Source organism: Aquimarina sp. 2-A2 (assembly GCF_045505135.1).
Taxonomy (GTDB): Bacteria; Bacteroidota; Bacteroidia; order Flavobacteriales; family Flavobacteriaceae; genus Aquimarina; species Aquimarina intermedia.
The window spans coordinates 1-24,134 of record NZ_JBJKFI010000005.1; the positions used below are offsets into that span (position 1 = coordinate 1).

The window sequence follows — 24,134 nt, forward strand, 5'->3', positions numbered from 1 at the left end:
AGTTAAGCCCGTTAGCGCCGATGGTACTACTACTGTGGAAGAGTAGGTCACCGCCTTTTTTGAAACCCTTCATCATAACGATGAAGGGTTTTTTTATGCTTTAATGTTAGTATTACTTATTACATTGATGTAGGACAAGGGTAAAAAGTAAGATTAGGCATAACGAGGATCTTGAATGTAATCTTGTTTTATTATTTTATGTATTTCAATACTTAAAAAATCAAATTCACTAACTACTTTTCCCAACATACGGTATACACCTTTATATTTGATAGAATACTTTGCCGCCACAGGAGGAAAAACTACGGTATCAAACACCACTCCGTGTTGATCTAAAAAAGTACCAAACAGCATATGTTTTCCGGTATGTGTCTTTGTGTTTTTTACAGTAATAAGATATCCATAGATATCTATGGTCTTATTTAAGTAGTGAGGTAGGTGCTTTGCTCCGCTTTTATTTTTTGGTGCATTACGAAGTAAGGGATAGTACCCGCAAAGTGGAAAGCCAAAAGATTCAATTTGTTGAAATGCTACCTCCAAGTGAGACCTACTGAATTCTGGAAGGGTATAATTAGCTCTTTCTTCTTCAAAAAGTACCGGTGGTAATGATTGTTTAGGCGGAGTACCATTTAATTTAAAATGAGCTTCCCATAATAACTCGTGAACGTTCTTATTTGTAAAACGGAAGGCATCTATTTTTATCAAAATTGAAAGTTGCTCTAATCCAATAGGAATTCGATCTATAAAGTTTTCTAATGATTTGAAAACACCATTTTGCATACGATCTTCAAGAATATAGGTAGCTGTTTTGGCATCTAAATCCCTGAGCAGTATAAATCCTAAAAATATTGTTTTATCATGAAGTATATGATCATAAGCGCTGTTGTTAATACAGGGAGGGAGTATTATGGCTCCTGACATTTTTGCTTCATGCAGATATATTTCGGGACGATAAAAGCCTCCACCATTATTTAAGGTCGCAACCAAATACTCCAATGGAAAATACGCTTTTAAAAACAGACTTTGATAACTTTCTACTGCATAGGAGGCGGAGTGTCCTTTTGGAAACGCATAGCCGGCAAAACTGGCAACTTGATCCCAAATTTCAGTAATTAAAGAGGATTCATACCCTTCGGAGACACAGTTTGCAAAGAATTTTTCCCGGACCTCTTTAAATTCCTTACGGGATCTAAATTTTCCACTCATTCCGCGTCGTAAAATATCAGCCTCATCCAAGGTCAATTTGGCAAAAACATGAGCTACTTTTATAACATCTTCTTGATACACCATAATACCATGCGTACTCTTCATCAAATCAAGCATAATAGGATGGGATTGATTTTTACGTGAGGGATCGTGTTCACGCAAAATATATTCGCGCATCATACCACTTTTGGCAACGCCCGGCCGTATAATTGAACTTGCTGCAACCAGGCCTATATAATTGTCAGTTTTTAATTTACTTAAAAGCATGCGCATTGCAGGTGATTCTACATAAAAACATCCCATGCACCTTGCTTCACGAATCAACGCGTTGACATTGGGATCTGTTTTAAAATCATCAATTTTATGAACATCAATGGGAGGATGGTCCGGACGGTTATATTTTATAATTTCAATGGCATCTTTTATTTTTGCCAATCCACGCTGTCCCAAAATATCAAATTTATATAACCCTAAATCCTCTGCAATTAACATATCGTATTGTACAGTAGGGAAACCTTTGGGAGGTAAATTGGTTGCAGAATAATAATGTAGTGGCGCTTCACTAATTAAAATTCCGCTGGAATGAATACTTATATAATTAGGCATTCCTTCTATTAGTTTGCCGTACAACAATACCAATTTGCTCATAGAATCTAATGTACTTGCATGATATGCTCCGCTACTTAGTTTGTCGATTTCAAATTTTGGTAAACCAAATACCTTTCCTAATTCTCTTACAACTCCTTTGTATTGAAAGGTGATATACGTCCCCATGAGTGCCACATTATCGAAGGTGTCAAAAATGAATTGAGTAATATCTTCTCGATCTTTCCAGGAAAAATCAATATCAAAATCCGGCGGACTCGTACGATGCGTATTTATAAAGCGTTCAAAATATAAATCCAGTTCTATGGGATCTACATCGGTGATACGTAAAATATAGGCTACAATGCTGTTAGCACCACTACCGCGACCTACATAGTAATATCCTTTTTGTCTTGCATATGTGATAATTCTCCAGTTAATCAGAAAATACGAGACAAATTTCATCTGAATGATCATAGTCAGTTCTTTCTCTATTCTGTCAAGTACTTGTTGATCGGGATCGGGATAGCGGTAGGAGAGGCCTTTTTGACAAAGTTCTTTTAGTAATAATTGGTCCTTTTGTAGATCACCGGTATAGCTTACTTGATTAAGAGAGGGTTTATTTTTTGAGAAATCAAAATCAATACTGCAGGAGGCAAGGAGGGTTTGCGTGTTTTTGAGGATATGTTTAAATTCATCGTACTGTTCTTTTAATACGTCGATTCGAAGCATTTTTTCTGAAAAGCAAGCTTGTTGTGTTACCGGAAGTCTGCTGAGTAAGATGTTGTTGTCAATAGCCCGTAACAGGCGGTGCGCATTAAAATCTTTTTTGGACCTGAAGGTTACCGGCTGAAGCACAACAAGTTTATCAGTATATGCTTTTATACTTGAAAATTTAAGTTTATTTAAATCTTTGATAGCGATGCCTATGTACTCATGAGTCTCAAAATCTTGCTTGTCAAGTTTTCGAACTTGCTCAAAAGGGTATATAATATATGCATTTTTGAATATTGGTGCCTGTTGAGGAAAATCAAGTTTATGATGAAGATGATGGGATAAAAAATCATTGAGTTCTTTAAAACCTTCATTATTTTTAGCAATACCTACGTAGAGAGGTTGGTGGTGGTTTCTAAAATCAACTCCTACTACAGGTTGAATTCCTTTTTCTTTGGCTTTGCGTACAAAATTGAGACAGCCAGAAGTATTATTGATGTCAGTTAATGCTAAGCGATCTACTTTATTTTCTATGGCTAATTCTAATAAAGCGATTTCTGAAAAAGTTCCGAATCGCAAACTGAAGTAGGAGTGACAATTGAGATACATGTATTAGTGATTTGTTGGCAGTGCGTGAGGGATAGAAGCGAGCTATCGTGTAGCGCGTATAGCCCGACCCATAAGGGTCACGACCAAATAATTATTGTTTTCTATGAGCGAGTACAACAGGAGGTTGTCCGTTAAAGGGGTTTTGCATACGACCAATAGTTTTTGATCCCATGGCCACCGCACGTATCACACTACGATCTCCGTATTGCCCTCGAATGTGATCCAGGGCTTTATAGAGATTGAGTTGTTTTTCATTATCCTCAAATAAATTGATTTGATAATTACCGTTGACCAGATGGCTAAACCGAATACCAATTAGGCGAACCAACATTCTTTTTTGATATAGCTTTTCAAACAGTTCCAGAATTTTGGGGATTAGTAGATGATCTGCGCTGGTATAGGGAATTTTAAGTTGTTTTGAATAAGTGTTAAAGTCAGAATAGCGAACTTTGACGGTTATAGAAGCAGTAAGTTTATTACCACGGCGTAATTGATATGCTAAATTTTCAGTCATGGCTATCAACAGCGTTCTCAACTTGTATACATCAATAGTGTCTTTATCAAAAGTACGTTCTGTTGAGATGGATTTACGCTCAGAAAACGCTATGACCGGAGTGTCATCTATACCATTGGCCCGTTTCCAAATGGTGTAACCATTAGCTCCCAAAACACGTTTCATAACATCGACGGGCATCTCTTGAATGGTTCTTACGTATTTTACTCCCAAACCACGAAGCGTTTGATATGTTTTATCACCAACCATAGGTATTTTTTTTATGGATAATGGGGCTAGAAAAGGTTTTTCTGTACCAAAATCTATCATTAACTGATTGTTGGGTTTTGCTTCATTGGTTGCTACTTTTGAAACTACTTTATTAGTAGAGAGACCAAACGATATGGGGAGGCCTGTTTCCTTTATTACTTTGTGCCGAAGCTCTTTGGAGTAATCAAAGCAACCAAAAAACTTATCCATACCGGATAGATCGGCGTAGAACTCGTCAATACTTGATTTTTCTAAGACAGGAACTTGTTCTTTGATAATCTCGGTAACGAGGTCAGAGTATTTGCTATAGGTTCCGGCATTTCCTTTGATAATTACGGCTTCGGGACATAATTCTTTTGCAATTTTCATTGGCATACCAGAATGAACGCCAAAAGTTCGGGTCTCGTAACTGCATGCAGCTACAACTCCTCGGTCACTTACACCGCCTACTAATAGGGGTTTATGCTGTAAGGAGCTATTCATAAGTCGCTCAACAGATACATAAAATGTATCTAAATCAAGATGTAGGATTGTTCTCAAAATTTTTATAATTGGAATAATTCCAAAATTATGGAATAATTCCAATAAAGAAGAGTTTTCATGCAAAAAGTTATGCACAAAAAAAACGGTATCTCGTAAAAGATACCGTTTGGAAAAAATTTTATTTTGGGGCTACAAAATAAAATTAAGCGATATTAATTTTCGGCATTCCCGGCAAATTGCTTCATTGCGGTACGCGTAAGTTCTTTAGCACGATCTACATAGAAATTTTTAGTATCGTCCAGTGTTTCATTTTCAAGATCACTTTGACTACGCAGGTAATCCTTCTGTGCTTGAAAAGTTGCATCTTCATTAAGTACAATACTTAATTCTTGAAGTGCAGTCTCTAATTTTTTTAAGGCTAATTCAGCTTTAGCTTTTATTGCAGTTTGTTGCTTTAACTCTGCGGCACGTTTTGCTTCGAATTCTGCTTTTAATTTATTTTGTTCAGCAATTTGCTGTTCTAATCTTTGTTGTTCCAGGTTAAGTTGACGTCTTTTTTCTTCTAACTCCTGTTGTTTTTGTTCAACCTCTTCACTAGCCTCTGCAATAGCCGCTTCTTTAGCTTCTACCGGATTTTGTGCAACAGCATTTTGGCTATCAACACGACATTTTGTTAACTGTTCTAATAAAGTAGACCCAAGTTCTTTTGCACGTTTTACATAAAAGCGACTACGTTCATACGTGTCTTGCTCCAGAGCGCTTTCTAAGTCAGTCGTTGCTTGATAAGCAGTCTCATTAGCTTCCATGCATTCACATTGTGAGGCTAAATCTTCTGCTTTTCTAAAAGACTCTATAGCTTTATCAGCATATTCCTGTGTATGAAAAACATTATTGGCAGCATGAGCTTTCTTTGCATGTGCATAAGCATAACTCGCTGCAGTTAATGCGTCCTCATGTAAATCTTGTGCAGTTGCTTGTAAGATAAAACAAGATATAAATAAGATCGAAACGATTTTCTTCATTTGTAATAGGGCTTTTATGAACCACAAGTATACAATATTTTTAAGTCACACACCAAAAATATTAACCTTTTATCGATAAAAAACGTATTTTATCTTAATTTTTACGGCTTAACCATATGATATAGTGATCTATGTCCTACTTGTATAATAAAGGTGTAAATTGATGAATAGTTAGTTGAATTAGAGAAGCTTCTGCTTTTAAAATATAGTTTGTCTTGTTGTATTTGTAAGTTAAAAATGTATCTTAGAGCATATTTTTATATGAAAAAAACAGTTATATCTTCTATTAATGCTACTTTGGATCAAGCAATTTGCTTGTTAGAAACTATTGATATACATAGCTACAATGAGACTTCTGTCGGACCTTACCATTCAAGTATAGGAAGTCATATACGCCATACGCTGGATTTTTTTGATTGTATAATAAGGGGATTGGATACTAATACTATCGATTTAACTTCGAGGCAACGAGATGAAGTATTGGCCGTCGATCCGACCGCAGCGCTGCAATGCATACGATCTGTGCAACATACCTTAAAATCTTATATTGATACAAATACAGATTATTTACTACATGTTACCGATGATATGGGGTGTGGTAAAATTACAGTGAATTATACGCTCGAAAGCATTTTAGCACATGCAAACAGTCATGCCTTACATCATTATGCTATTATTGGATATATTATGCACAGTTTGGGGATTTCTTACGAGATCTCGGGATTTGGATATAATCCAACAACGCCTGTTACCAAACGGACAGGAATCTAAATTTATTTTCTTTTGCCAAAGAAGGCATCCATCATTATTTTAATTCCTATAAACCCCATGGTGATTGCAAAAATTGCTCCTGCGATGCCTAGACAGAGTATAGGAATATACATCGTATGATCCTGATTTTTAAAAGCTGAATGAATAATGACCGGGCCAATAAACATGAAAATAAGAGCAATGGCCATGCGTTGTACTCCTTTAGCTAAAAGATCCTTATTAGTTTTTTGTGGTTTCATAAGATGTTATGGCATTACGAACGTTCCCGTATTTATTGAGTAGGTTAGTGGCTTCTTCTCTTGCTATGTTTAGTTCTGTCATTAACATTCGGATACCACGGTCCACAAGTTTGTCGTTACTTAATTGCATATCCACCATTTTGTTACCTTTAACACGACCTAATTGAATCATAGCGGCTGTAGAGATCATGTTGAGAACTAATTTTTGTGCAGTCCCTGCTTTCATACGGGAACTTCCGGTTACAAATTCCGGCCCTACAGTTACAACGATAGGAAATTGTGCGGTAGTCGCTAACGGACTAGCTTCATTACACGTTATACAGGCAGTAATAATATTATTTTGGTTACATTTTTGTAAAGCTCCAATCACATAGGGCGTCGTCCCTGATGCAGCAATACCGATAACTACATCCTTTGATGAAATTTCATACTCCTGAAGATCTTTCCAACCTTGCGTTGTATCATCCTCGGCAAATTCGACTGCTTTTCTAATTGCCGGGTCTCCGCCTGCAATAAGTCCAATCACCAAATCGTGCGCTACTCCAAAAGTCGGAGGACATTCACTGGCATCTACCACACCCAGTCTACCACTGGTACCTGCACCCATGTAGAATAGGCGACCGCCGTTTTTGAGCTTATCTACTACTTGTGTGACTACTTGTTCGATTTGCGGAATGGCTTTTTCGACAGCCAGAGGTACAGTTCTATCTTCCTTATTAATCGAAGTTAATAACTCATGTACGCTCATTTTTTCAAGCGCATTATATTTTGAATCTTGTTCTGTGGTTTTTATAAAAGTCATGCTTCAAAAATACGGATTTATCTGCTAGGGGGTGATAACGGTATATGATAATTTATACGCTTGAGCGATATGAAAATAACCTAAAGCTCTCTGTTCTGAATTGGTTGTATTCTCGATGTTACCCCGTAAATTCACAGGTGGTGTTTGAAAAGGCCCTCCATCCGGATCACTTTGTTCAATAAGAATTTCTGCATACTGCAGGTATTGCTTATCTATCCCCAGAATCGAAATAGTAATTTGATCATTAGGCTCTAAATCTTCATAGTAAAATGGAAAATCAAAAGTTTGCCCGTCATAAAATCGATCTTCGCTCACAGCATATTCATCAAATCCAAAATCCAGAAAATAATAATCTTCTCGCTCTTTAACGTCTGTATAGACTGCAAAAATTTCGGTTTCTTCATCAAAAAAACTACCATCACCTTGTTTGATTTCATCCAGAGGAACTGTCGGAATTAAATTAGCTGTAGCAATATAGGTTTGATTGTCATAACTAACCGTTAGCTCATAAGTACGATTAAACTGAGGGATAAATGCATCCGCCTGATCAGGAATGAAGGTTCCAGGAATATCGGATTCTACATAGGTGATACGCGATTGATTGGTCACATCGGTAATAAATACAGTAGCATTGCTCACCGCAGGAATATTGTTACCAAAAAAAGGGGCCGATAACGATAATTTGATAGCGTTGTCTACTTGAATAGGTTGCTCGTCTGAATATACTCTGAAGGAAGCATCGATTACAAGCTGCGGTGTGCCCTCTGGGGTGTCAATCTCCACCACATCTTCGCAACTTAGTAAGCATAGCATCGATAGCACGGGTAAAAAAACTTTTGTCATATGTATTATGATAGTATTTTTAATGATAGTCATAGGATTAGAATTTGAAATTATAAGTAACTGCTGGTACTATGCCAAAAATAGATGTCTGTACTGCTTCATTTCTTCTGGTGTCTTCATTCTGACTAAAATTTATTGATGCAGCATTTCTTCTATTATAAACGTTATAGACACTAAATACCCATTCTCCCTGCCATCTTCGGTTTTTATTTTTTCTCGGCGTTAAGGTAGCTGATATGTCAAGACGGTTGTAGGACGGCAATCGCTCACTGTTCCGTTGTCCATCATAAATAGGAACTATAAGATCTTGATACACAAATTGTCCGCTGGGATAATTCGTAGGTTGTCCTGTTTGAAATAAAAAGTTAGCAGCAAACTTCCATTTATCGTTGTATTCATAACTACTGTTTATAGAGATATCATGCGTTTTATCATATGGAGTATTGTACCAAGCTCCGTTGTTAATGCCAGTTTCGACAGGAGTTCTTCCCGGTGTTCGTTGTTCAGATTTGGATAGAGTGTAAGCAAACCAACCTTTGAACTTTCCCGTGTTTTTACGTAAAAGCAATTCGAGTCCATAAGCTCTGGCTTCACCGTTTAAAATTTCTTGTTCAATGGCATCATTAGCAATCAAATCGGCACCATCAATATAATCAATTCGATTTTTGATGTCCTTGTAAAAAACCTCTGTTTCCAGAGAATACGAGTCATTTTGAAGACTTTTAAAGAATCCTACTGCGTATTGATTTAGTTTTTGTGGTTTTACATATTTTCCACTGGGTGTCCATACGTCTAATGGTGTAGGGGCATTTGTATTAGAGAGTAAGTGTAAATATTGCGTCATCCGGTTATAACTTGCCTTAATGGATGTTTCATCATTAAAAGCCAGAGATAGCGCTACTCTGGGTTCTAGGTTTGTAAACGTCTTTATTTGGTCACTGCGTTTATATGTTGTTATCCCGATAGGTTCGGCACCACTATAATTTTGAGTTTGAGCATTAAAAATTACAGGATTGTCATTTTCATAGCTGTTTAATTCATCCTGACCTAATCTAATAAAATTACTTAGCCTTACACCATATTGAAGCGTAAGTTGATTAGAAATTTTGTGTTCAGCATCAACATAAATGCCTAATTCGTTAGCATACTTATCGATAAGTTTTTCTTCAGTAATACCGGAGTCGTCTCTGTTGGGTTTTATTTCACCAGGATTAAAGCGATAATAGATATCGTTGATCCCATAGGTTAACTGAAAACTATCGCTGATATAATGTTTTAAATCATATTTGAGGTTGAAATTACGAATTCCGGAATTCCATTCAAAACCAACAAAATCTAATTCCAGGCCATAAAAGTAATCAGAGTAGATTAAAGACAAGTTGGAAAATAGCTTGTCAGAAAAAAGATGATTCCATCGTAAATTGAGAACAGAATTACCATATACGTTTTTGAAACTATCATTTAGATTAAAAACATCACGTCCAAAATATCCGGAGAGATAGATATTGTTGTTCTCATTAATTTTGTAGTTCAGTTTGGTATTCAAATCATAAAAATAAGCCGAATTGTCTATGTCGAATAGCGGTAGAAATAAATGTGCATAAGAGGATCTTCCGCCGACCAAAAATGCACCTTTATCTTTTACAATAGGACCCTCTGCAAGTAATCTGCTTGCTACAAGTCCCACGCCACCCTTCATGTGAAATTTTTTACTATTTCCTTCTTTCTGATAGATGTCTAAAACTGAGGATACGCGTCCTCCATATTTTGCCGGAATTCCGCCCTTATATAACTTTAAATCCTTGATGGCGTCCGGATTGAACACTGAAAAGAAGCCAAAAAGATGCGATGAATTAAAAATAGTAGCTTCATCTAACAGTATTAAATTTTGATCAGCAGCGCCACCACGTACATTAAATCCGGAGGCTCCTTCACCACCGCTGGTTACTCCTGGTAAGAGTAATATGGATTTTATCACATCGGCTTCACCTAATACTACGGGAATTTGTTTGATGGTACTGGCAGACAATTTGTTAAGACTCATCTGCGGATTTTTAATATCAATGCGTTCTACATCTTCTGTTATAACAACTTCGTCAAGCATCTCGGAAGCCTCTTCTAATTGAAAGTCAATTTTCTGATCTTTGGAGAGGTTCAGCGTTTGAATAATATCCTGGAACCCTAAATAACTTATCTGCAATTGATAGATACCCTCTGGTAACGTTATAGAATAGAATCCATATTCATTTGTTACAACGCCTTTTGAAACTTCTGGAAAAAGAACATTAACGCCTATTAGGGTTTCGTTACTAGACTGTTCAGAGATCGTTCCGCTAAGCGTATATTTCTCTTGACTATGTAGTAGGTTATTAAAAAGTATTAAAAAGATACTGATGGTAATAAATTTTTTCAAAGGAAGATAGGTTAGAAGGATTTATATACTTGATAGACGTGAAATGCATAGTATTGTTACAAGCTTCACACGTAAAATTACAACCATTTTTGTTTAAGCGTAAGGAAAGGATAACGATTTAATTATTTAATAAAACAGCAAAGCCTGCAGGTTATTGCAGGCTTTGTTAGTTTTTTTTCCAAGATGGATGTATTAGTTTATTTTCAATTTCAAACTACCATATTGATATTTTTTAATACCGATAATTCCGTGTAATGTATCTCCGGGTTTAATAGTTTTGTTCTTTAGATTAAGAGTGTTGATATCATTTTTGAATTGCTTATTAGCAGAACTCGCTATTATCATGTTGGTAGCGGTTATACCTGGCCCTAGAATAAGTCCTAATGGAAAAGAAGAATCTTGCTGAGTTTGGCCATATTGATTTGTAGAGGAAGTATAAAATTTTAAAGGAGTGAGCAACAGGTATAGTAGGTAGGTAGCCACATTTTGTTTTAAGGTCTTATATATCTCATTATTATCTAAAAGCTGAAGGTTATTACCTGTGATATCAGTTATTTTTAAATTATCGTTTAAAACTAAAACCTCTTCAGAAGAGTTGATCATTTTTACTGCAAGAACATTTACGTCTTTTTTTCTTTCCTTTTTAGCATATTTTTTTATTAAGACATCAGGTTTGTAAAATATCTTAATACCTGTCTCATGTGATTCTTCCGCTACATAAGATAATTTGCTTGGTTTGATGTTTTTATATCCAGTGGCACATCCGGTTAGTAGAATTGTGATAATGATGCAAAGTAATTTTTCTTTCATTTAGTTGAGGTTTTCAAATTAGATAAAAAAAAGAGGCTATTCGTTCAATAACAGCCTCTTTAATTTATTAGATTAGTACTACTTATTTTATAATTGTATTAAGCGTTTTACTAGGACGCATCGCGTTAGCAACCTTTTCTGGATTTGGCCAATAATAGCCTCCCATGTCTACAGCGCTTCCTTGCGCATTGTTTAGCTCATCGATAATTGTTTTTTCGTTATCTTCAAGTTGCTTCGCTAGCACGCTAAACTCTGATTGAAGCTCCTTATCTTTAGATTGCTCCGCCAAGGCTTGTGCCCAGTAAAGTGCTAAATAAAAATGACTCCCTCGATTATCAAGTTCGTTAACTTTTCTGGAAGGAGATTTTTTATTATCCAAAAATTTGATAGTTGCCTGATCCAAAGCATCTGCTAAAATAAGAGCTTTCGTATTATTGTTTTTCTCACCCAGATGTTCTAGTGAAACCGCCAAGGCTAAGAATTCTCCTAAAGAATCCCAACGTAAATGTCCTTCTTTGTTAAATTGTTGCACATGTTTTGGGGCAGATCCACCTGCTCCTGTTTCAAATAAACCACCTCCATTCATTAGTGGAACAATAGACAGCATTTTTGCACTTGTACCAAGTTCGAGAATAGGAAACAAATCAGTATTATAGTCTCTTAGAACATTCCCGGTTACCGAGATAGTGTCTTTGCCATCCTTCATACGTGCTAAGGTGTAACGCGTCGCTTTAACCGGAGACATTATTTGAATATCTAAACCAGTTGTGTCGTACTCTTTAAGATAAGTGTTTACTTTTTTGATCAGTTGTGCATCGTGTGCTCTGTTTTCATCTAGCCAAAAAATCGCAGGAGTATTAGAAGCTTTCGCTCTATTAACAGCAAGCTTTACCCAATCACGAATTGGTGCATCTTTAGTTTGACACATTCTCCAGATATCACCTTCTTCAACTTCATGTTCGATAAGGATGTCACCTGCAGCGTTTACCACTCGTACAATTCCATCTCCCTTGATTTCAAAAGTTTTGTCATGTGAACCATACTCTTCAGCTTTTTGAGCCATAAGTCCAACATTAGGAACAGTACCCATCGTCGTCGGGTCAAAGGCACCATGCTCCTTACAAAAATCAATTGTTTCCTGGTAAATACCGGCATAACTACTATCCGGAATTACTGCTTTAGTATCTTGAGTTTTTCCTTCTGCATTCCACATTTGCCCTGAAGTACGTATCATGGCTGGCATAGAAGCATCAATAATCACATCACTAGGTACGTGTAAATTGGTAATGCCTTTATCAGAGTCTACCATTGCCAATCCCGGACGACTTTTGAAAGCAGCATCAATATCTGCTTCGATTTCTTTTCTTTTTGCTTCCGGTAACTTTTTAATTTTGTTGAGAAGATCTCCAAAACCATTATTGACTTCTACATTTAACTCTTCAAGTATCCCAGCATGTTTTTCAAAAACATCTTCAAAGAATACAGTTACAGCATGTCCAAAGATGATAGGGTCAGAAACCTTCATCATGGTCGCTTTCATATGTAAAGAAAAAAGTACGTTTTTATTTTTTGCATCTTTAATCTCGCGCTCCAAAAATTTGAGTAAAGCTACTTTATTAAGTACGGTAGCATCGATTACTTCGCCTTCTAATAGGGGAGTGCTTTTCTTAAGCACGGTTGCATTGCCGTTATCATCAATAAACTCAATCTTAACATCATCTGATTGGTTGAGTACTACAGATTTTTCATTATGACAAAAATCACCGCTCTCCATCGTGGCTACATGAGTCTTTGAATCACTGCTCCAGGCCCCCATACTGTGAGGATTTTTACGAGCATATTGTTTTACCGGCTTAGGTGCGCGTCGATCTGAGTTTCCTTCTCGCAATACAGGATTAACAGCGCTACCCTTAATTTTATCATATCTTTGCTTACTTTCTTTTTCAGCATCATTTTTTGGCTCCTCAGGATAGTCAGGAAGTGCGTATCCTTGTAATTGCAATTCTAAAATTGCCGCTTTAAGTTGTGGAATGGAAGCACTGATATTGGGCAGCTTAATAATATTAGCTTCAGGTTTTTTGGCAAGTTCTCCTAATTCTGCCAAGGCATCCGGTTGTCTTTGGTTTTCTTTTAGAAATTCAGGAAAATTAGCCAAAATTCGGGCTGCCAGTGAGATATCTTTGGTTTCCACATTAATACCTGCGGGTTCAGTAAATTTCTGTACGAAGGGTAAAAAAGAATACGTAGCTAATGCCGGAGCTTCGTCAGTTTGAGTATATACAATTTTGGAATTTTCAATTGCCATGTTTTGAACGAGTTTTAGTGTTTATACGTAATAGAAACGAATTCATTTCTAAGGTTTTGATTGTACATTTAAGTAGCAATCTTTTGAGAGATCAGTTTCATACATATCGTAAACACAAGGTTTTGAAAATATAAATAATCAAAATAAATGCAAATATGAAATGATTTTCCGAGCGCGAATATACAAATCTAAGTAGGTAAATGCAACCTCAAGGTTTGATTTGTAATCTCTTTAAAAGGAATGAGAAGTTGACAAACAGTCTGGTAAAATTAAAAAGCCATACCAAAATATTGAATTTTGACATGGCTTTCCTCTGCAAATTTATATTGTTAGCTTTTTTACAAACTATTAAATAAGAACTCATGTTGCTTATACCAACAAAATTTACAGTTTTTGAACGTTTAACAACTAACTCTAAATCAATTGAAAAACTATTCAAAAATAACTATCAAAAGTTTTTACCATAATTCATTTTAATAATTATGATCAAAGTGACTTTGATAGTCAAATGTATTTTACTATTAGGATTGATGACAAAGCTTTATTTTTTCCTTTGAGTTTCATTTTGAAATGATTTCAAGCTATGGCCCTAAAATTATTTCAAGGATGTACGCAAAAAAATAACTTTAACTTTTATAATATAATCTCAATAGTAAAGTTACCCAAAATGTTCGAAGAACATTGTCACAAAAGACTCGAAATCCTAGTGTCATTCGGTGATCTTTTATTATAATAAATATACTAAAAAAACTTAAAAAAATAAGAGGTTGTACTTGATTAGTTTTCAACATGTTATGAACGAACGGTATTAACAATTGTTCATAAAAAAAGGCTACCCACGGGTAGCCTTTTTATGTTAAGAGGGAAGCTATTATCTTCTTTTCTCTGTAATACGAGCTTTTTTACCTGTAAGTTCTCTAAAATAGAAAATACGAGCTCTACGAACTTTACCTCGTTTATTAACTTCAATTTTTTGAAGTGCAGGTAAGTTTAATGGGAATATACGTTCTACTCCAACAGTACCAGACATTTTACGGATAGTAAATGTTTCTGTAGCGCCAGAACCTCTACGTTGAATTACCACTCCTCTAAAAAACTGAGTACGTGATTTTTCACCTTCTTTAATTTCGTAATACACAGTAATCGTGTCACCAGCAGCAAATTCTGGCATTTCCTTTTTTGTTACAAATTCGTCTTGTACGAATTTTACTAAATCTTCCATTTTGATGTAGTTTTCTTATTAATGTCAAAACAACATTCGCGATTTTCGCCAGAGGTTTTTTCAAACAGGGTGCAAAAATAAATAATATTTGATAATATGCAAGTGATTGGTGAAATTACTTTTTATAGATAATTACCTAATCGTCAAGTAGATCTGGTCTTCTTTCTTTAGTTCTTTGATATGCTTGCTCTTCTCTCCAGCTTTCAATCTTTGGGAAATTTCCTGAGGTTAATATATCAGGAACTTTCCAGCCTTTATATTCTGCAGGACGTGTGTATATTGGGGGAGCTAGTAAGTTGTCTTGAAACGAGTCAGTCAGGGCAGAGGTTTCATTACCTAATACTCCTGGAATTAAACGAATCACAGCATCGCACAATATGAGGGCGCCTAATTCACCGCCTGAGAGGACATAATCTCCAATTGATATTTCTTTTGTAATAAAATGATCTCTTACGCGTTGGTCTACACCTTTGTAATGTCCGCAAAGAATGATAATATTTTTTAGCAAGGATAATTGATTGGCACCGCCTTGGTTTAAAGTTTCTCCATCTGGTGTCATATATATGACTTCATCATAATCGCGTTGAGATTTTAAAGCCGAAATACATTTATCAATAGGCTCAATCATCATTACCATGCCGGCGCCTCCTCCAAATTGATAGTCGTCAACTTGTCTGTAGTTATCGGTGACATAATCTCTAAGATTATGGAAGTGTACACTAACCAAGCCTTTATCTATGGATCGCTTCATAATTGAAGCTTCAAAAGGACTTTTTAATAGATCAGGTACAACGGTTATGATATCAATGCGCATCTTTTATATTTTTCAAAAGGGTTGCAAAGATGCAAAGAATCTTATGAAAAGAAACTATTTAGCGCCTGTTTTGCGTTGCTTATTGATTTCGTCCTGTAATTTACGCATCACTTTTTGCTCACGTTCCAAAGCTCTTCTACGGTGATCTTCAAATTCTGTTTCTGTTTCTGCCAGATTTTTCTTGGCTTCTAAAGTGACAGCGTTACTGTTTTTATATTTAAAAATAAAGAATCCCAGCAGTGCTAATATGATCGCTACAAATGCCCACATCATCGTTTTGTAACTAGCCTTGGTCATAGCGATTCCTAAAAAGCTCATATTATCCTTCTCCTCTGTAATTGAAGCTAAGTTTTGATTAGTAGTACTTAAGGTTTGTTGCAACTCATTAATCTTAGCCTCTTGATCCATAATCCGTTGATTTGAAGTGGCAAGACTATTCTCTAGACTCTTCAGCGTATCAAGTGTGTTTACCTTAAGTTGATCCATCCAAACACGTTTCACAACTTTGTATTCTTGATATCTACCGGATTTTTTGATTACGGTACTGAATTGATTTTCAATATTTGCTTGTTTTAATGCTTCCTCGGCAGACATATTGTCCTCTTCTTCTTGTGCAAAACTGCCTTGAAAAAAGAATAGGGCTGTAACTAAAACTAGTAAATATTTGCGTAAAGTCATTGTTGTTATTTAGTTGAATTATTAATTACGTTCACTAACGATAATAAATATACAATATTGTAAGGAACTAGAAACATTTTTCAAGAAAAACTAACGTTCTATGCTGATGTTTGCTGCCCTTTTGGTTTTAGTATATTAAAATTTATTCTAACTAACTCGTTACCACAGGTTGTTGCTATTTTTTATCTTTCGGTCGTTCAGCATCTTCAAAATTTATATTTTTATCCACATCACCTTGGTAAGCTTTTATCCACCCATTTTTGATAATATTAAAAAAGGTAGACCAAGCACTTGCTTCAACTTTGGTCAAGTCTCCTTCTATCGGAACTCGAGTAGCGATTGTATTTTGTTTTTGATTTTTTAAAATGAATTTAAAGAATCCAACAAATCCTTCCCATAGGCTACCCAAAAAACTATCTTCTTTACCTACTAATTTACTATTCTTGAGGAGGGGTTTGAGATATCCCTTTAGATATCCATCTGCAATAGCAACTTCGCTATATAGCTCAAATTGACCTTCATTAAAGTCTATGCCAGCGTAGTGTTTAGTAAGGTCATTTAATGCTGTAGCATTAGCATTTTTTAAACTCATATTGATATCTACATCGGGAATTTCTTTAAAAATGTCCATTTGACCGTCCAGCGAAAAATCTCCCTGTCCGATAGATACACCCGTAGCCTTTATTGTAGAAGGAAGTTTTTTATCTGTTCTCAGTACATTCTTTAAATTTTCGGCAAGCACATTGAGGTTATTAATATGTAAATCGATTGTTGGTTCTGAAGTAACTTGCACAAAAGCTACTTTTCCTTTACTAACTTCAAACCGGTTTATATCAATTGGTACCAGGTCGGTTAATGCTTTGGTCCAATCTTCTACATCAGCATCCTCAGCAGTAGTTTTCTGTTGATCTTCAAAAACATATATCACCTCTGGATTTGACATGCTTATCTCACTTACAATTTTTCCTTTGAACAGCGATCTCCATTCGATAGAAATATCTGTCTTCGGAAAATTTAAAAACGGAACTTGTGTTTCGGCATCAACTTTATTTAAATAAAGATTCTCGATGATATAACCACCTCTCCAAAGCGCAAGATCAACATCCTCAACTTGACCATAATAACCGGGAATAGCTGCAAGCGTATTATTAATACGTTGTTCAATATAATAGGGTAAGAATGCCCGTATGGCAACGAGAATACCAATGATAACAAAAGGGATGTAATTACGTTTCTTTTTAAATTGACTCCGTTTTTTTTTCTCTTCTGTTGACATTGTTAGGGTTTTATGCATGCAAAATACTACAACCTTAAGTTGGAACCAGTTAACAAACTCATAAAACGAAACGAGGTGCTACAATTTTGTAGCACCTCGTTTTATTTGCGTTTAGTTTAATTTAATAATATGTAAAACGTCTCACCTTTGCTATATATTTTGATAAGCGAATAACCTGATGACTGTAGCCATATTCATTATCGTACCATACATATAACACTGCGTTTTCTCCCGAGGCATCTACAATTGTAGCGTTGCTGTCGTATATCGATGGTGCCGATGATCCAATAATATCACTAGAAACGAGTTCGTTATCTAAAGAATATTTAATTTGTTCAACCAAATTTCCTTCTAAGGCATACTTTTTTATCGCAGCATTCATACTATCGACAGAGGCATTTTTACCTAAACGTAGATTTAGAATAGCTAATGAACCGTTAGGAACCGGTACACGAATTGCATTAGAAGTAAGTTTACCTTCAAAGCTAGGTAAGGCTTTAGACACCGCTTTTCCTGCTCCGGTCTCTGTGATTACCATATTGAGGGCTGCTGCACGGCCTCTTCTATATTTTTTATGCATATTATCCACCAGGTTTTGATCATTGGTGTAGGCATGAATCGTTTCAAGATGACCATTAACCACGCCAAATGTCTCCTCAACAACCTGTAGAATAGGTGTTATTGCATTGGTGGTACAGGATGCTGCAGAAAAAATGTCAACAGTATCAGGATTATGTTCTTTATGATTCACTCCGTGAACGATATTCGGAATTCCTTTTCCTGGAGCAGTCAATAAAACTTTGTCAACTCCTTTAGAGTTTAAATGTCTGCTTAATTCTTCTTTATCTCTAAATGCACCTGTGTTATCAATTACCAAGGCATTATCAATACCATACTCAGTATAGTCAATATCTTCTGGCGCGTTTGCACTTATGATACGTACAGTGGTTCCATTAATTAATAGAGCTTCGTTTTTTAAATCAGTTTCTACTGTTCCTGCAAAATCTCCATGTACAGAATCACTTCGTAATAAAGAGGCGCGTTTCTCTAAAACATCTTGAGTGATTGCACCACGTGTTACGATGGCTCGTAACCTAAGCTGACTACCTCGTCCTGTGATGGTCATTAGTTCTCGAGCAACCAAACGACCAATACGACCAAAACCATAGAGTACAACGTCTTTAGGAGATATTGTTTTAAATTCTTTAGCGTCTTTCAGTTTATCCATTACAAAAGCAGCTGCCGACTCAAATTGATTTTCGGCCAGGTGATATTCATAGGTAAGTTTACCTATGTCTAATTTTGCCGGGGGTAAATTCATCAGTTTGATTGCTTGTGCAATCTCTACTGAATCAAAAATTGATATTGGTTTTTGAACAAATGCACCCGCATATTCGTGAAGATTTAGAATTTCGCTTACATTTTTATCAATTAACTGATTACGGAATAAGACCAACTCGATAGAGTTGTCATACCATAGATCACTTACTGTTTTGATAAATGCTACCGTAGCACGACGTCTGTCTGCCTGGAAAGCTAATTCTTTTTCATAAACTTCGTTAGAGCTCATACTGTGTTGTGTTTTTACAATGATGAAATTTCGTGCAAAAGTATATATTTCAATCGTTTTCGTGAAAGTTTTTTAAATAAAAAAATCCCAATACAAATAATATATTGGGATTAGTTTTAAAACGTTTAAGTTTAATTAAAAATAAACTCTCGTTTAGTTCCATTACGATCCACTAAGCTAATAATGATATCTTCATTTTCTGATTTACTGTCAATAATATTCTTTACTTCCAAAACAGAATTCACTTTTTTATTGTCAACCTCTGTAATCACAATGCCTTTAAGATCATAACGTTGCATTCTAGGACTTAGCGCCTTATTAATAACTACTCCATGATCAAGATTAAATTTTTCTAAATATCCTTTAGGTGGATTAATAACCTCTACACCTACATCTTTGATATGATACGCCTGAATTTCATATTTAGTTAAAGTAACCGGAAGTGTCAATTCTCTTCGTTTCCTCAAAACTTTCACCTGTATGATATCATCCGGACGTTTGCTATTTACGTATCCTGTCAAATCTGCAAATTTACGAATAGGTAAACCGTCAATTTCTTTTATCAAATCGCCTTCTTTTAATCCAGCCTTTTTAGCTCCACTATCTTCATCGACATATGCGACAAATACACCTTGTGACTCAGTCAGATCATATTCTTCCATAGTCTTTGGAGTAATATTGCCTCCACGGATGCCTAAAATACCACGTTGTACTTCGCCAAATTCGATGATATCATCAATAATTTTTTTGGCATTGTTTGACGGTACTGCAAAAGCATACCCCACATAACTTCCTGTTTGAGAAGTGATAGCAGTATTAATTCCAATGAGTTCTCCCTTCCCATTTACTAAAGCACCTCCGCTATTTCCCGGGTTTATAGCTGCATCTGTTTGTATAAAAGATTGAATGTTATCATCATATTCATTTAAGTCTCTCGATTTTGCACTTATAATACCGGCGGTCACGGTGGAAGTGAGGTTAAAAGGATTACCAACGGCAAGCACCCATTCTCCAATTTTTGCAGCGTTGCTGTCACCAAAAGGTATGTAAGTCAATTTCTCGTCAGATTCAATCTTTAACAAGGCAATATCTGATTGGGGAGAAGTACCGATAACCTCTGCTTTATATGATTTATTATTGTTGAGAGTTACTTCCAGTTCTGATGCTCCGGCAATCACATGATTATTGGTTACAATGTAGCCGTCCTCGGTAATAATAACACCAGATCCAGCTCCTTGGATACGACGTTCTTGTGAGGAACCACCACCGTTACGCAAGAATTCCATTAAATTACGCGGTGTGCGGGTCGTTCCATATTGCTTTACGTGTACCACAGCATTTACAGTTTTTTGAGCAGCAACGGTAAAATCAATATTGGCCGGCGTATAACCAGCTGTTGATGTATATGAAGCGGGTATAAACGATGGACGTGCTGCAGATGTTGTTGCTACTGTAGTAGTTTCTCCTTCAAGAAACATTTTATATGCACCCAGTGTAATGGTTCCTGCGAGTACAGCCACAATTAGTAAGCTCAAAAATTTTTTCATCTTCTTTCTCTTTTTTTGATTCAACTTGTATTGTTATTGACTACGATTAACTTTTAAAATTACAACTAAAACATTATTTAATTGGATTTTAACGCGATCTTAACAATGAAAATATGTCAACAATCTTTGTACCTTTGCGGTTTAAGCATATTCCATGAAGTGTACATTTTATAAATATCAGGGAACTGGTAATGACTTTATAATCATTGATAATCGACAACAATTAATCTCCAAAAATGATACCAAAAATGTTGCAAGACTTTGTGACAGAAAGTTTGGTATTGGTGCAGACGGTCTCATGCTTTTGGAGAATCCGGAAGATGTCGAAGATGATTTTAAGATGGTTTACTTTAATGCAGATGGAAATGAAAGCTCAATGTGTGGCAACGGAGGGCGTTGCCTAGTTGCTTTTGCTCAAAAATTAGGGTTAATCGATGATAAAGCAACTTTTACTGCTATTGATGGGAAGCATTATGCTACGGTAAAAAATGAAATCGTAAACCTACAGATGCAGGATGTCAACGATATAGAAGTCTATGCGTCTCATCTTTTTTTGAATACGGGGTCACCCCATCATATAAGTATGGTTCCGGATGTTGCTTGCGTGGATGTTTTCAAAGAGGGGAGAGCCATTAGACAAGGAGCTCCCTATTTTGAAGAAGGAACAAATGTAAACTTTGTTCAACAACTGGCCCCAGATTTTTTTAAGGTGAGAACTTATGAACGCGGGGTGGAGGATGAGACTTTATCTTGTGGTACGGGTGTAACCGCTGTAGCCCTGGCGATGCATGCAATTAAAAAAACAGCTTTGAATACTATCAAAGTAAATACTCCGGGAGGGGATCTAGGTGTTTCCTTTACTAAGAATACCGATGGCACTTATAAGGATGTTATTTTGAGCGGACCAGCTACGTTTGTTTTTAAAGGAGAAATTGTATGGTAACCTTAAAGGGAGAATCGGTTTATTTGCGGGCCTTGGAACCAACAGATCTTGATTTTTTATATACAATAGAAAATGATGAAGAGATTTGGGAACTAAGCTCAACGCAGGCTCCGTATTCAAAATTCTTGATTAAGCAATATCTGGAAAACTCACATCAGGATATCTATGAGGCAAAACAACTACGTTTGGTAATTTGTAAAAATGATGCTGAGGTTTTAGGACTAATTGATCTATATGATTTTAATCCTAAACATGGTCGAGTGGGAGTGGGGATAGTTGTAGCCAATGCAAATAATAGAGGTAAAGGTTATGGATCTGAAGCCCTACGGTTAGTAATACAGTATAGTTTTGCATATCTACATGTGCATCAGCTATACGCCAATGTGTCTGGAAATAATACTAGAAGCAGAACGCTATTTGAGGCAAATGGTTTTTTAAAAGTTGGAGTGAAAAAGGATTGGAATCGATATAAAGATGGATTTCAAGACGAAATATTGTATCAATTAATTAAAGTATGTACATAAAGAAAATTTTATTAGTTATTGGGTTGATGGGCATAATTGCCGGAAGTGTTTTTGCATATTATGTGTATGATGCTGTTTTTTCTCCAAATACCAAATTTGAAAGTAAAACAGCAGAAGTGTATATCCCTACAGATGCTACCTATACGGAGTTTATTGAGTTGATAAGTCCTTATATTAAAGATATTTATAGTTTTGACAGAATAGCCAGAAGAAAAGGATACATCCAAAACATCAAAGCTGGTCATTTTATTCTCTATAAAGATCAGAACAATAATGAAATTGTTAACACCTTGAGGAGTAAAAATATTCCTATTAAGGTCACCTTTAATAATCAAGAACGATTAGAAAATCTGGCGGGACGTATAGCAGAGCAAATAGAAGCGGATAGTTTGTCTCTACTGAAAGCTTTTAAAGATACTTCTTACTTAAAGGCGCATAATTTTTCTTTGGAGAATGCTTTGGCAATGTATATTCCTAATAAGTATGAGTTTTTCTGGAATACCTCGGCAGAAGGCTTTAGAGATCGTATGTATAAAGAATATACCACTTTTTGGAATGACGCTCGCGAAGCGAAAGCGAAAGCTATTGGACTATCAAAACAGGACGTTATTACCATAGCTTCTATTGTACAAAAAGAGACAGCACGTGTGGATGAACGCCCTCGTGTAGCGGGTGTTTATATGAACCGTTATAAAAAAGGTTGGAAATTAGATGCAGATCCTACGGTCATTTATGCAATTAAGAAAAAAAATGACGACTGGGACATGGTAATTAAAAGAGTGTTGTATAAAGATTTAGAAATAGAAAGTCCGTATAACACCTATAGAAATGTAGCGCTACCACCGGGCCCTATTACAATGCCGGATATATCTTCAATTGACGCTGTTTTGAACCATGAATCGCATGATTTTTTCTTTTTTGTAGCAAATGTAGAAAAACCCGGATATCATATGTTTGCAAAAAATATGGCACAACATAATCGCAATAAAGCACAGTACGTAAAATGGATCAATAAGCAGAAAATCAACAGGTAGGAATTTTCTTAAAGCTTTTGTAAGAGAATCATAAATTTTATCTATTGTTTTAACAAAGTTATAGCTGGTGACACCTTCTTTCTAAGTCTGTTTTTAGAGACACATGCTTCTGTTAATCCCTGTTTTCCTTGATGCTTTCATTAATTTTACCACATGATGATTATATCGTAAATCATTGTTTATCAATATTATAAATACTTTAACACAGTATAAAGACCTATCAAAAAAAAGATTGTATATTTGCACGGCAAAAATTTAAGTAGATGGGGACATCTTTTGATGGCTACTTAGAAATTTTTTATATGATAAAAAAGGTATTAGGATTATCGATAGTGTTACTTGTAGGTGGAGGTTTATTGCCTAGTTTCACAACCAAAAAATCAACCGATTTTAGTGCATACAGTACTTCAGGATTAGATCTGTTATACATAGCACCTAATTTTAACGAGATTGAAGAAGTAGCATCAGATTCTTTTGTTTCGCCAAATCTCGGAAAATCTTACACAGGCTTTAAAGAAGCGGTTGCTTTTAAAGAGTCAAGAGGGGATTACGGGGTTATCAATCAATTTGGATACCTGGGTAAATATCAATTTGGAAAAGGTACACTAGCCTTAATTGGAATTAGAGATACCAAGAAATTTCTAAATTCACCAGAACTTCAGGAAAAGGCTTTCTACGCTAATTCAGCAAGAAATAAATGGGTCTTACGTCGTGATATCAAATGGTTTGTTGGACGCAGAATGAATGGCGTTGAGGTAACAGAGTCCGGTATCCTGGCGGCAGCTCACTTGGCAGGTCCTGGGGCAGTTAAAGAGTATTTGCGTAGCGGAGGAGTGTATGGCTTTGAAGATGCTTTTGGAACCACTATACGCTACTACATGAAGCGATTTGCCGGGTATGACACTTCGTATGTGATTGCAAATCGTAAAGCTAAAGCTACTCTTTAAGTTAGTTTGTAACT

The 24,134-nt window shown here is 35.9% G+C and carries 20 protein-coding genes; 5 read left to right on the forward strand and 15 right to left on the reverse strand.

Going from position 1 to position 24,134, the window contains the following annotated elements; genetic code table 11:
- Window positions 1-153: 153 nt before the first annotated feature.
- The 3 genes from ACJRPK_RS12160 to ACJRPK_RS12170 form a co-directional block, all read right to left on the reverse strand.
- The gene (locus ACJRPK_RS12160) at window positions 154-3,114 is read right to left on the reverse strand and encodes a DNA polymerase III subunit alpha (protein ID WP_407140258.1); all 2,961 of its coding nucleotides are present in this window, start codon (window positions 3,112-3,114) and stop codon (window positions 154-156) included.
- Window positions 3,115-3,205: 91 nt separating this feature from the next.
- Window positions 3,206-4,420, reverse strand: coding sequence for a DNA polymerase IV (dinB, locus tag ACJRPK_RS12165; RefSeq protein ID WP_407140625.1), 1,215 nt, complete (start codon window positions 4,418-4,420; stop codon window positions 3,206-3,208).
- Window positions 4,421-4,572: 152 nt separating this feature from the next.
- Complete coding sequence (locus ACJRPK_RS12170) at window positions 4,573-5,382, reverse strand: hypothetical protein (protein ID WP_407140260.1); 810 nt, start codon at window positions 5,380-5,382, stop codon at window positions 4,573-4,575.
- Between the two features lie 261 nt (window positions 5,383-5,643).
- Between ACJRPK_RS12170 and ACJRPK_RS12175 the strand changes: the two genes are divergently transcribed.
- On the forward strand, window positions 5,644-6,153 hold the full coding sequence (locus ACJRPK_RS12175) for a DinB family protein (protein ID WP_407140261.1): 510 nt from the start codon (window positions 5,644-5,646) through the stop codon (window positions 6,151-6,153).
- A gap of 2 nt (window positions 6,154-6,155) precedes the next feature.
- On the opposite strand, the gene ACJRPK_RS12180 is transcribed toward ACJRPK_RS12175, so the two are convergent.
- From ACJRPK_RS12180 to ACJRPK_RS12235, 12 genes are all read right to left on the reverse strand, one after another.
- Window positions 6,156-6,392, reverse strand: coding sequence for a DUF6095 family protein (locus tag ACJRPK_RS12180; RefSeq protein WP_148783175.1), 237 nt, complete (start codon window positions 6,390-6,392; stop codon window positions 6,156-6,158).
- Window positions 6,373-7,194: an N-acetylmuramic acid 6-phosphate etherase gene (gene murQ, locus ACJRPK_RS12185; protein ID WP_407140263.1), complete on the reverse strand. Its 822-nt coding sequence runs from the start codon at window positions 7,192-7,194 to the stop codon at window positions 6,373-6,375. Before murQ ends, ACJRPK_RS12180 begins: the two co-directional genes overlap by 20 nt.
- Window positions 7,195-7,218: 24 nt before the next feature.
- Window positions 7,219-8,037: a DUF4249 family protein gene (locus tag ACJRPK_RS12190; RefSeq protein WP_407140264.1), complete on the reverse strand. Its 819-nt coding sequence runs from the start codon at window positions 8,035-8,037 to the stop codon at window positions 7,219-7,221.
- A gap of 37 nt (window positions 8,038-8,074) precedes the next feature.
- Window positions 8,075-10,450, reverse strand: coding sequence for a TonB-dependent receptor (locus tag ACJRPK_RS12195; protein ID WP_407140266.1), 2,376 nt, complete (start codon window positions 10,448-10,450; stop codon window positions 8,075-8,077).
- Between the two features lie 192 nt (window positions 10,451-10,642).
- Complete coding sequence (locus ACJRPK_RS12200) at window positions 10,643-11,260, reverse strand: hypothetical protein (protein WP_407140268.1); 618 nt, start codon at window positions 11,258-11,260, stop codon at window positions 10,643-10,645.
- An 82-nt stretch (window positions 11,261-11,342) separates the two neighbouring features.
- Window positions 11,343-13,565 (reverse strand): NADP-dependent isocitrate dehydrogenase, encoded by a 2,223-nt coding sequence (locus ACJRPK_RS12205; protein ID WP_407140269.1) that lies wholly within the window; start codon window positions 13,563-13,565, stop codon window positions 11,343-11,345.
- An 871-nt stretch (window positions 13,566-14,436) separates the two neighbouring features.
- Window positions 14,437-14,787 carry a 50S ribosomal protein L19 gene (gene rplS / locus ACJRPK_RS12210; RefSeq protein WP_407140270.1) on the reverse strand — a complete coding sequence of 117 codons (351 nt, stop codon included), beginning with the start codon at window positions 14,785-14,787 and terminating at the stop codon, window positions 14,437-14,439.
- A 136-nt stretch (window positions 14,788-14,923) separates the two neighbouring features.
- Window positions 14,924-15,601, reverse strand: a complete 678-nt coding sequence (gene trmD, locus ACJRPK_RS12215; protein WP_148783168.1) for a tRNA (guanosine(37)-N1)-methyltransferase TrmD — start codon at window positions 15,599-15,601, stop codon at window positions 14,924-14,926.
- Window positions 15,602-15,655: 54 nt separating this feature from the next.
- Window positions 15,656-16,279 (reverse strand): tRNA (guanine-N1)-methyltransferase, encoded by a 624-nt coding sequence (locus ACJRPK_RS12220; RefSeq protein WP_407140272.1) that lies wholly within the window; start codon window positions 16,277-16,279, stop codon window positions 15,656-15,658.
- Between the two features lie 175 nt (window positions 16,280-16,454).
- Window positions 16,455-17,555: a DUF748 domain-containing protein gene (locus ACJRPK_RS12225; protein ID WP_407140274.1), complete on the reverse strand. Its 1,101-nt coding sequence runs from the start codon at window positions 17,553-17,555 to the stop codon at window positions 16,455-16,457.
- 121 nt (window positions 17,556-17,676) lie between these two features.
- Window positions 17,677-19,125: a glyceraldehyde-3-phosphate dehydrogenase gene (locus ACJRPK_RS12230; protein WP_407140276.1), complete on the reverse strand. Its 1,449-nt coding sequence runs from the start codon at window positions 19,123-19,125 to the stop codon at window positions 17,677-17,679.
- Between the two features lie 131 nt (window positions 19,126-19,256).
- The gene (locus ACJRPK_RS12235; protein ID WP_407140278.1) at window positions 19,257-20,672 is read right to left on the reverse strand and encodes a trypsin-like peptidase domain-containing protein; all 1,416 of its coding nucleotides are present in this window, start codon (window positions 20,670-20,672) and stop codon (window positions 19,257-19,259) included.
- Between the two features lie 154 nt (window positions 20,673-20,826).
- On the opposite strand from ACJRPK_RS12235, the gene dapF reads away from it, so the two are divergent.
- The 4 genes from dapF to ACJRPK_RS12255 all read left to right on the forward strand — a co-directional run bounded on the left by dapF (window position 20,827) and on the right by ACJRPK_RS12255 (window position 24,120).
- Complete coding sequence (gene dapF / locus ACJRPK_RS12240; RefSeq protein ID WP_407140279.1) at window positions 20,827-21,615, forward strand: diaminopimelate epimerase; 789 nt, start codon at window positions 20,827-20,829, stop codon at window positions 21,613-21,615.
- Entirely contained in the window at window positions 21,609-22,139 is a 531-nt protein-coding gene (locus ACJRPK_RS12245; protein WP_407140281.1) for a GNAT family N-acetyltransferase, read from the forward strand. Before dapF ends, ACJRPK_RS12245 begins: the two co-directional genes overlap by 7 nt.
- On the forward strand, window positions 22,130-23,173 hold the full coding sequence (mltG, locus tag ACJRPK_RS12250) for an endolytic transglycosylase MltG (protein WP_407140283.1): 1,044 nt from the start codon (window positions 22,130-22,132) through the stop codon (window positions 23,171-23,173). The genes ACJRPK_RS12245 and mltG overlap by 10 nt, the downstream gene beginning before the upstream one ends.
- A 263-nt stretch (window positions 23,174-23,436) precedes the next feature.
- Entirely contained in the window at window positions 23,437-24,120 is a 684-nt protein-coding gene (locus ACJRPK_RS12255) for a peptidoglycan-binding protein LysM (RefSeq protein ID WP_407140284.1), read from the forward strand.
- The last annotated feature ends 14 nt before the right edge of the window (window positions 24,121-24,134 follow it).

Bases quoted from the DNA above. Each gene is read 5' to 3' on its own strand.
- ACJRPK_RS12160 (WP_407140258.1), bottom strand. From the start codon at position 3,114: ATGTATCTCAATTGTCACTCCTACTTCAGTTTGCGATTCGGAACTTTT.
- ACJRPK_RS12170 (WP_407140260.1), bottom strand. From the start codon at position 5,382: ATGAAGAAAATCGTTTCGATCTTATTTATATCTTGTTTTATCTTACAA.
- ACJRPK_RS12175 (WP_407140261.1), top strand. From the start codon at position 5,644: ATGAAAAAAACAGTTATATCTTCTATTAATGCTACTTTGGATCAAGCA.
- ACJRPK_RS12180 (WP_148783175.1), bottom strand. From the start codon at position 6,392: ATGAAACCACAAAAAACTAATAAGGATCTTTTAGCTAAAGGAGTACAA.
- murQ (WP_407140263.1), bottom strand. From the start codon at position 7,194: ATGACTTTTATAAAAACCACAGAACAAGATTCAAAATATAATGCGCTT.
- ACJRPK_RS12190 (WP_407140264.1), bottom strand. From the start codon at position 8,037: ATGACAAAAGTTTTTTTACCCGTGCTATCGATGCTATGCTTACTAAGT.
- ACJRPK_RS12200 (WP_407140268.1), bottom strand. From the start codon at position 11,260: ATGAAAGAAAAATTACTTTGCATCATTATCACAATTCTACTAACCGGA.
- ACJRPK_RS12205 (WP_407140269.1), bottom strand. From the start codon at position 13,565: ATGGCAATTGAAAATTCCAAAATTGTATATACTCAAACTGACGAAGCT.
- rplS (WP_407140270.1), bottom strand. From the start codon at position 14,787: ATGGAAGATTTAGTAAAATTCGTACAAGACGAATTTGTAACAAAAAAG.
- trmD (WP_148783168.1), bottom strand. From the start codon at position 15,601: ATGCGCATTGATATCATAACCGTTGTACCTGATCTATTAAAAAGTCCT.
- ACJRPK_RS12220 (WP_407140272.1), bottom strand. From the start codon at position 16,279: ATGACTTTACGCAAATATTTACTAGTTTTAGTTACAGCCCTATTCTTT.
- ACJRPK_RS12225 (WP_407140274.1), bottom strand. From the start codon at position 17,555: ATGTCAACAGAAGAGAAAAAAAAACGGAGTCAATTTAAAAAGAAACGT.
- ACJRPK_RS12230 (WP_407140276.1), bottom strand. From the start codon at position 19,125: ATGAGCTCTAACGAAGTTTATGAAAAAGAATTAGCTTTCCAGGCAGAC.
- ACJRPK_RS12235 (WP_407140278.1), bottom strand. From the start codon at position 20,672: ATGAAAAAATTTTTGAGCTTACTAATTGTGGCTGTACTCGCAGGAACC.
- dapF (WP_407140279.1), top strand. From the start codon at position 20,827: ATGAAGTGTACATTTTATAAATATCAGGGAACTGGTAATGACTTTATA.
- ACJRPK_RS12245 (WP_407140281.1), top strand. From the start codon at position 21,609: ATGGTAACCTTAAAGGGAGAATCGGTTTATTTGCGGGCCTTGGAACCA.
- mltG (WP_407140283.1), top strand. From the start codon at position 22,130: ATGTACATAAAGAAAATTTTATTAGTTATTGGGTTGATGGGCATAATT.
- ACJRPK_RS12255 (WP_407140284.1), top strand. From the start codon at position 23,437: ATGGGGACATCTTTTGATGGCTACTTAGAAATTTTTTATATGATAAAA.